The following is a 7,949-nucleotide window of genomic DNA, read 5'->3' on the forward strand; positions in this document are numbered from 1 at the left end:
CGCTGCAAAGGTAATACATTCTTTCCGGTTTCGCTATTCACCTTTTTTTATACCCTATAACCGGAAGTAATATCCGCTTTTGTCAAGCAGAGTGTTCAGGAGAATTATTTCCACAAGCTTTCTTCTTTCCAATTCCGACAGAATCCCATTGCTGTTATATCTATCGAAGGAAAATCAGCCAATAAGTTAGAAAGTTTTTGGTTGAAGTTGTTGTTGGGGGATACTGAAGCAAGGAAATGTCGTATGATGCACAGGCGATAGTAAATTCTTTTCTTATCCGTTGTTGTGGTATCAATCCATGCATTTACCGTTTTGCGTGGTTCAGCTGGATTCAGCATGAAATTTCTGTTCCATACCCTTGCATGATGGCAACACATGTTACGCAAGTTTGCAAGTACGGTTAGCCATGAGGTAAAAACTTGTGGTTTCAGACCGAAATAACCGGCGATGTGCTTCATCAGCTGGTTTTTTGATATATTGGAATAAATATAGTTCAGGTTCCCAAAAGACAGCACTTCTGTTTTCATCCATGCCGGAGGATATGTTTCAATGAAGTTTTGTCGAAATTCTTCAATGTAATCCTCTTTACTTGATATCAGTTCTTTGTCTATGATTGACAAAGTCTGATTAAATTTATCTGTATTGGCAAAATATGCAGCCTCTGTTATCCAATACTTGTCATTTAATTCCTGGCATCCGATGTTAGCTAATACACTGCGAATGGCAATTTCGATTTTCTCTATTTCGTTGAAAAGTAGAATACGTAATTTTTTGTCAAAGCGATAAAGCGTCAAGACTTCCTCAAATTTTGTTCCCTCTTTTAGTGATAAATCATTTTTGGGGCTTTTGTAAAATGGGTAAATATATGCAGATAAGCGATGATAACCGATGTTCATCAGATAACTGGCCGCTTTATGCTCATTTTCTATTAGCATTCCACGTGATTTAAGAATTTGAACGATTTGTTCTGGAGAGGAATAAGGCTTGACGAAATTTGCTTTCATATATGTAGAATAAAAAAACGACCCGCCGATTTGAGCATTGTCAAGAGGCTTGGCGGGTTCTAATGGGGCAAAGGTAGTGAGAATATATGAAATAACCTACTATTGGGAACGTTATTTTTTTACCCCGTTGAACCTAAAGTTGGTTTTTGTAATGGAAATGTAAATACCTGTTTTGTAATATACGGGAATATTTGGTTAAAACAGGAGTAAAAGTGTATCATCAATGAGAAAAATACTTATCTTTGCGCCGAAATGATACAACCTGGCAGCTGTGGGAGGGCCGGTCTCTCCTAGACGGAAGCATGTTTTATTTCATTTCTCTTTATTGTCAACCAAATAGATGTGATATACCGGGCTCCTGCAGGACCTGGTGGAGAGAGAAGAATATACATGCGGAAAAATTTCAGCCAGATTACGACAGGTAAAGAAATGAAACAGACGATCGAAGAAAACCCGATATGGATCCCGTTGCAGACCACCTACTGTAAGGAATTGCAGGTGGCCGAATTTCTTCGTGACTCAGAGATACCTTATTATATCCCCCAGACTTATGAGCTGCAGGACGCAAAAGATGGAAGCGGACGTTGCGAACGGATTCTTGTTCCCGCCATCCATAATCTGCTTTTCATACGATGTAACCACTACGATCGCGAATGGTGCAGACGTTTGCAGCAGTCCATTCCTTTTCCCACGTATTTCATGAGGCGCGGACGGGAAAGTGCCGACTATTGTATCATTTCCAACCGGGAGATGCAGAATTTCATACGGGCCACCAACCCCGAGATCCAGGGGACGCGGTTCATTGATCCCGAAAAACTGAAGAACAAGAAAAATGTCCGGGTGCGGGTTGTCCGCAAGGGACCGCTGTTCGGTATGGAAGGACAGTTTGTCCGTTACGGAGGACGCCATTATATCGCCATTCAGGTGAGCGGAAGTGCCGCTTTGCTGCGGATCAGCTACACCTGGTGCGAACTGATCGAAGAAATTTAACCGCTGGTTAAGTGTTTCATGACTGAAAAAGAAAGGAGGGTCTGCCTTGTGCAGCCCTCCTTCAAATCAGGAATCCTTTCCGGTTTCGTCCGCTAGATCACCCCGCAGGCACTGAGTCCGAAGGCACCTGCGACGGCGGTTGCCACGGTGATGATCACTTTGAGCACCAGGCTCCAGATTGTTTTTTTCTTGCTGGTATTTTCCATAAGCAGTTAAGATTAAGGTTTATATAATTGGGGTCGGAAGCACTGAGGAGCCTGACGGAACGGTTTCCTGCTTTCCCTGGTGAAAGCCACTTGTGCCTGGCGGATCCGGAGTCATTTTCGGAGAGTCCGCTCACCGCCTGTCTGGAAAGGGTCGCCGTCGCGCGTCAGTTCCCGTCAGTTATTTCCGCTGGTCAGACACCCATGCCGCCCTGGTCATCCGTTTCTTCCTCCGTCACCTCCGGCGAGATATCCACGGTTGTTTCACCGGCCTTGTGGGCCTTGAGCACTTTCTGGCTGACAGAGCGCGGAGCCACCAGGTTGAAGACGGCTTCACCCAGCAGATCCTTGAAGCGGGCGCCGCACTGCCATTTCACGTTCAGCTTCTTGACGTAAATGGCCGGATTGTACTCGGCAGCCGAAGGAGCCCCTTCACCGCTGATGCGGACATAGAAGAAACCCAGGTCGCCCAGTTCCACCTTCTTGCCTTCCAGCAGCTGTTCCCGCAGGCAGTCCACCGCCATGGTCAGGATCGCCGCCACGTCGGAACGCTTGTACACGCTGCCGTGGCTGGCAATATGTTCGGCAAACTGGTTGATGTTCATCACTTCGCTGTACTGTGAAGTGGCATAAGCTTTCTTGGGAGCCCCCTTGTCGATGGGGTTGCTTCTCATGGCGATACTGTAGTTTAACATAATACGATAAATAAAGAGTTAATAAATAAGTTCCTTACAGACTCCGGACTTTCGGGTTCCGGCCATTCCTTGCATTGACCAGTCAATGCCAGGATATCGACCAGTCGATGCTGAGGTATTGACCAGTCGATGCCAGGATATTGACCAGTCGTTGCGAAGGGATCGTGCGGTCGATTCAGCTGCATCGACCAGTCGTTGCTGAGGTAACCACCTGTCGGTTTCTCTGGATTTTCCGGATAATCCGGAGAGCTTGTCCGGAACCTTCCTTCCCGTTGTCTGTATGACAAAGGTAACACCTTCCGAAGAACGGTTTGCACCTTACGGACGCTTGTCGGCGAATGACGGGCGATGATGCACGATAAGGCCCGACAGGGGTGTGGCGACACACGGTCCGGAGGTGAAAAAAGACCGGAACAGAGTCCGGAAAAGCTTGCTTATATCACTGAAAATGAGTATCTTTATCCTATAATCAATTAACGGAAACAAAGATATGGATACTTTTCAGATTCGCTCTTACGGCATCGGGGAACTTGCCCGTTGCTATGCTCCCAACATCACGGCAGGGGCTGCCCGCCGCAAACTGATGTACTGGATTTCCCTGCAGCCTGCACTGGTCGATGCGCTTCATGCGTCCGGTTTCAGCCAGAAGGTGCGCAGCTTTACGCCCGCTCAGGTCCGCCTGATCGTCGAGGCGTTGGGGGAGCCCTGAAAGTCAATAAAAACAATCATTATACAAAAACTTAAGAAGTAGATATGAAGAAACATTCACTGGTAATTCCGTTGTTTCTGTGTCTGTTCCTTGCTGCTCCCTCTGTCTGTGCACAGACCATGAGCGACCAGCAGGTACTGGAGTACGTGAAACAGGGGATGGCCGAAGGGAAGGACCAGCGTCAGCTGGCTACTGAACTGGCGCGGCGAGGCGTCACACGCGAACAGGCCGAACGAGTAAAGAAACTGTACGAACAGCAGCAGGGAGTCAATGCCTCTCAGATGAGCGGTACCGAACTGAATGAAGCCCGCCTGCGCGAGGCGGTGAAGGAGGACACTTCCACAGCGCTGGAAACTCCGCAGCCCGATGCTGCCGAACTTGCCCGCGAGGATCAGGTGTTCGGACGCAACATTTTCAATACCCGCAATCTTACCTTTGAACCCAGTGTCAATCTGGCTACTCCGCCCAACTACCGGCTCGGCCCGGGCGATGAGGTGATCATCGACATCTGGGGAACCAGCCAGAATACCATCCGTCAGCAGATTTCTCCCGACGGAACCATCAATATCGAGAAGATCGGCCCCGTTTCCCTGAGCGGCATGACCGTGAGTGCGGCCAATGATTACCTCAAGAAGGTGCTGGGCAAGACGTACAGCGGTCTCGACAGTGCCGAGGGCAATCTGGAAATCCGTCTGACCCTGGGCAATACCCGTACCATCCAGATCAATGTGATGGGTGAGGTGATGCAGCCGGGTACCTATGCCCTGAGCAGCTTCTCCACCGTCTTCCATGCGCTTTACCGGGCAGGCGGCGTGAACGAGATCGGAAGTCTCCGCAGCGTGCAGGTAGTCCGCTCCGGACAGAAGATCGCCGATGTCGATGTGTACGACTTCATCATGAAGGGCAAGATCCAGGACGATATCCGTCTGCAGGAAGGCGATGTCATCATTGTGCCTGCCTATGAAGTGATGGTCAGGTTCAGCGGCAACGTGAAGCGCCCCATGCGTTTCGAAATGAAGGCCAAGGAATCCCTGGCCACCCTGATTCAGTATGCCGGCGGATTCGATGCCGAAGCCTATACGAAATCTCTCCGTGTGGTTCGCCAGAACGGGGAAGAATATGAAATCAATACTGTCAGGGACAAGGACTTCAGTGCCTACCAGATGCGCAACGGCGACGTGGTGACGGCCGAAGCCATCCTGAACCGCTTCACCAACAAACTGGAAATCCGCGGTGCGGTCTATCGTCCCGGCATTTACCAGCTGAGCGGAGAACTCAACACCGTCCGTGCCCTGATCACCGAGGCCAGAGGGCTGACCGGCGATGCCTTTATGAAGCGTGCCGTGCTCCAGCGCGAGCGTCCCGACCTGACGACTGAGATTGTCAGTGTCGATGTGGCAGGCATCCTGAACGGTACTTCTCCCGATATCCCCTTGCAGAAGAATGACATCCTGAACATCCCCAGCATCCATGACCTGGAAGACCGCGGCGATGTGATGATCTATGGCGAGGTTGCCCGTCCGGACAGCTATTCCTTCTCGGACAACATGACGCTGGAAGACCTGATTATCCGTGCCGGAGGTCTGCGTGAGGCTGCCTCTACCGTACGGGTGGATGTTTCCCGCCGTATCAAGGACCCCAGGAGTACCAGCTACACCGACAGCATCGGCCAGACCTTCACCTTTGCCCTGAAGGACGGCTTTGTGATCGACGGCCAGCAGGGATTTGTGCTCCAGCCCTATGATCAGGTGTTCGTGCGCCGCAGCCCGGGCTATCAGGCCCAGCAGAACGTACAGGTCACCGGCGAAGTGCTGTTTGGCGGTACCTATGCGATGACCAGCCGCGAAGAACGCCTGTCCGACCTGTTGCACAAGGCCGGAGGTGCTACTCCCAGGGCCTACCTGCGCGGAGCGAAACTGACCCGTGTGGCGAATGAGGATGAAAAGAAGCGCATGCGCGATGTCCTTGAGATCATGAACCGCCAGTTCGGCAAGGCCATGATGGACTCGCTGGGTGTGCGTGTGGAAGACACTTTCAGTGTGGGACTCGATCTGGAGAAAGCCCTGGCCAATCCCGGCGGCGAGTACGACCTGGTGCTGCGTGAAGGGGATGTTATCAGTGTGCCCAAGATGAACAACACCGTGAAGATCGACGGTGCCGTAATGGTTCCCAACACGGTGGCCTACCTGAAAGGCAAGAATGTCAGCTACTACCTCGACCAGGCAGGAGGCTATGCCGACAATGCGAAGAAATCCAGGAAATTCATTATCTATATGAACGGTCAGGTCACCCAGGTGGGCAGCCGCGACAGCGACAAGATCGAACCGGGGTGTGAAATTATTGTGCCGAGCAAGAAAGACCGCAAGGTCAATGTGGGTGAGATCCTGGGCTATGCCAGCTCCTTCGGCTCCCTCGCTACCATGTTCGCCACAATTACGAACCTGATCAAGAAGTAATACCTATGGAAGAAAAGAAAACTGATAAGATGGAACAGCCCCTCTTCACCCGTCCTGAAGGCGGGGAGGAGGACGAACTGACAATTGACTGGATGGCATTGATCCGTCGCATTTTGGCCATCCGCAGGAAATTATATCTCGCTGCCGCCGTGGGACTCGTAGCAGGCGTGATCATTGCCCTGAGCATTCCCAAGCAATATACGGTCAGTGTGACCCTTTCCCCCGAAATGGGCAGCGGCAAGAGCGGGGGAGGACTGGCAAGTATGGCCGCCTCTTTTCTGGGTGGAGGGGGCAGCGACAGCCCCGATGCCCTGAATGCGACACTGGCTCCCGATATTGTGGCTTCTACCCCTTTCCTGCTGGAACTCTTCGATGCCCGTGTCCGTACGGCCAACGGCAAGGTGGATACCACCCTTGTTGCCTATCTGGACGAACAGTCCGCCCCCTGGTGGAATACTGTTCTGGGGCTTCCCGGTATGGCGGTCGGCGGCATCAAGTCTTTGTTCAGTCCGGCGAAAGAAGAACCCCTTACTGATACGGATTCCCCGGCCGGAGGTTCCATTGAACTTTCAGAAAAAGAGGCCGGAAAATTAAAATCTCTTCGTCAGTCTGTGCTGGCTGATGTGGATAAAAAGACGTCAATTACCACTTTGACCGTTACCCTGCAGGATCCCAAGGTCACTGCCACGGTTGCCGACAGCGTAGTTTCCAAACTTCAACAGTATATCACTGCTTACCGCACCCGCAAGGCGAAGGAAGACTGCCGTTACCTGGAACAGCTTTACCGGGAACGTCAGGCGGAATATTATGAAGCCCAGCAGCGGTATGCGAACTATGTGGATGCCAACAGCAACGTGGTGTTCCAGAGTACCCTGGCCGAGCGCGAACGGCTTCAGAACGATATGTCGCTTGCCTATCAGGTCTACAGCCAGGTAGCCCAGCAGCTGCAGGTGGCCCGGGCCAAGGTACAGGAAGAAAAGCCCGTCTTTGCCGTGGTGGAACCTGCCGTCGTTCCGAGAGAACCTTCCGGCACCAGCCGTAAGGTGATCGTGCTGGGATGGATTTTCCTCGCCGTTGCAGGCGTGGCTGCTTGGGAACTTCTCGGTAAGGATTACTGGCAGAAGTTCCGCAGCGCCCTGTCCTGATCCTCTTGCGGAATATCAGGCTTCCGCTTCCCGCAGATAATGCCCCAGGGCACTGCGGTTCTGGTTCACCTGATCCAGTGTCAGTTCCACTACCAGATAGCCCCGTTTGTTGCCGCTGCGCACTGCCTCGAAGCCCAGCTTCTTCATCAGCTGGTTCACCTTGGCGGGGCTCATCAGCTGGCGGATTCCCCCGCTGATGCGGCTGATGATCTGGGCCGTGGTGATGAAGACAGCCGCTTCCCCCGGCAGGGGACGGCGGAAATACGTCTGGATCTGGTCCGCTTCCAGATCCGGTGCCCGGAAATACTCGTTGCGGCGGTTCACCTCCGCCACCTCACTGCTGCTCAGCCAGTAGCGGAAACGGCTTTTCCAGAGCGCGTAAGCCTGGGCATACACTCCCCTGTAGTTCACGGGGTGCGTATACGGATCATCAATGGCGGTGATCTCCATGGGAAACCAGCGGCGGTCGCCTGAGATGTCGGTCAGGAAGTTGACATTGTTCGTCGTTCCGCAGAAGCTGGCGATGTGCGGCTTCGATTCCTTGAAGTGCCCGTACGCCCTCCGCTCGTTGATGATCAGGGTGGTCGATACCGCCTTGATGCGGCTCAGCGCCTCCGGCCGCAGCTCCTCGATCTCCTCCAGGCAGATCAGGGCAAATTCCGTCAGGCGCAGCTGGTCGTCCTTGGTCATCTGGGCAAAGTCGGACTTCACGCAGAAATACTTCCGCAGTTCCGGCGGCAGCAGGTT

General features: G+C 52.4%; 8 protein-coding genes. 4 read left to right on the top strand and 4 right to left on the bottom strand.

Annotation, left to right across the window (positions count from 1 at the left end; translation table 11 throughout):
- Positions 1-104: 104 nt before the first annotated feature.
- Positions 105-1,004: an Abi family protein gene (locus tag BACCOPRO_RS16125; protein ID WP_008145311.1), complete on the bottom strand. Its 900-nt coding sequence runs from the start codon at positions 1,002-1,004 to the stop codon at positions 105-107.
- Between the two features lie 429 nt (positions 1,005-1,433).
- Here BACCOPRO_RS16125 and BACCOPRO_RS16130 point away from each other — a divergent pair, with 429 nt between their 5' ends.
- Positions 1,434-1,994 (top strand): UpxY family transcription antiterminator, encoded by a 561-nt coding sequence (locus BACCOPRO_RS16130; RefSeq protein WP_246497738.1) that lies wholly within the window; start codon positions 1,434-1,436, stop codon positions 1,992-1,994.
- A gap of 92 nt (positions 1,995-2,086) precedes the next feature.
- On the opposite strand, the gene BACCOPRO_RS17925 is transcribed toward BACCOPRO_RS16130, so the two are convergent.
- Complete coding sequence (locus BACCOPRO_RS17925; protein ID WP_022278031.1) at positions 2,087-2,200, bottom strand: smalltalk protein; 114 nt, start codon at positions 2,198-2,200, stop codon at positions 2,087-2,089.
- 191 nt (positions 2,201-2,391) lie between these two features.
- Positions 2,392-2,892 (bottom strand): HU family DNA-binding protein, encoded by a 501-nt coding sequence (locus tag BACCOPRO_RS16135; RefSeq protein WP_008145314.1) that lies wholly within the window; start codon positions 2,890-2,892, stop codon positions 2,392-2,394.
- A gap of 490 nt (positions 2,893-3,382) precedes the next feature.
- Between BACCOPRO_RS16135 and BACCOPRO_RS16140 the strand changes: the two genes are divergently transcribed.
- The 3 genes from BACCOPRO_RS16140 to BACCOPRO_RS16150 are packed head-to-tail and all read left to right on the top strand — an operon-like array spanning position 3,383 to position 7,202.
- A complete protein-coding gene (locus BACCOPRO_RS16140; RefSeq protein WP_008145321.1) occupies positions 3,383-3,601 on the top strand; it encodes a DUF4248 domain-containing protein in 219 nt (72 codons plus the stop codon).
- A gap of 44 nt (positions 3,602-3,645) precedes the next feature.
- Positions 3,646-6,057 carry a polysaccharide biosynthesis/export family protein gene (locus tag BACCOPRO_RS16145; RefSeq protein WP_008145323.1) on the top strand — a complete coding sequence of 804 codons (2,412 nt, stop codon included), beginning with the start codon at positions 3,646-3,648 and terminating at the stop codon, positions 6,055-6,057.
- A gap of 5 nt (positions 6,058-6,062) precedes the next feature.
- Entirely contained in the window at positions 6,063-7,202 is a 1,140-nt protein-coding gene (locus tag BACCOPRO_RS16150; RefSeq protein ID WP_008145324.1) for a GumC domain-containing protein, read from the top strand.
- Between the two features lie 15 nt (positions 7,203-7,217).
- On the opposite strand, the gene BACCOPRO_RS16155 is transcribed toward BACCOPRO_RS16150, so the two are convergent.
- On the bottom strand, positions 7,218-7,949 hold a 732-nt coding region (locus BACCOPRO_RS16155), incomplete at its 5' end, for a VapE domain-containing protein (RefSeq protein WP_008145326.1).

Source organism: Phocaeicola coprophilus DSM 18228 = JCM 13818 (genome assembly GCF_000157915.1).
Taxonomy (GTDB): domain Bacteria; phylum Bacteroidota; class Bacteroidia; order Bacteroidales; family Bacteroidaceae; genus Phocaeicola; species Phocaeicola coprophilus.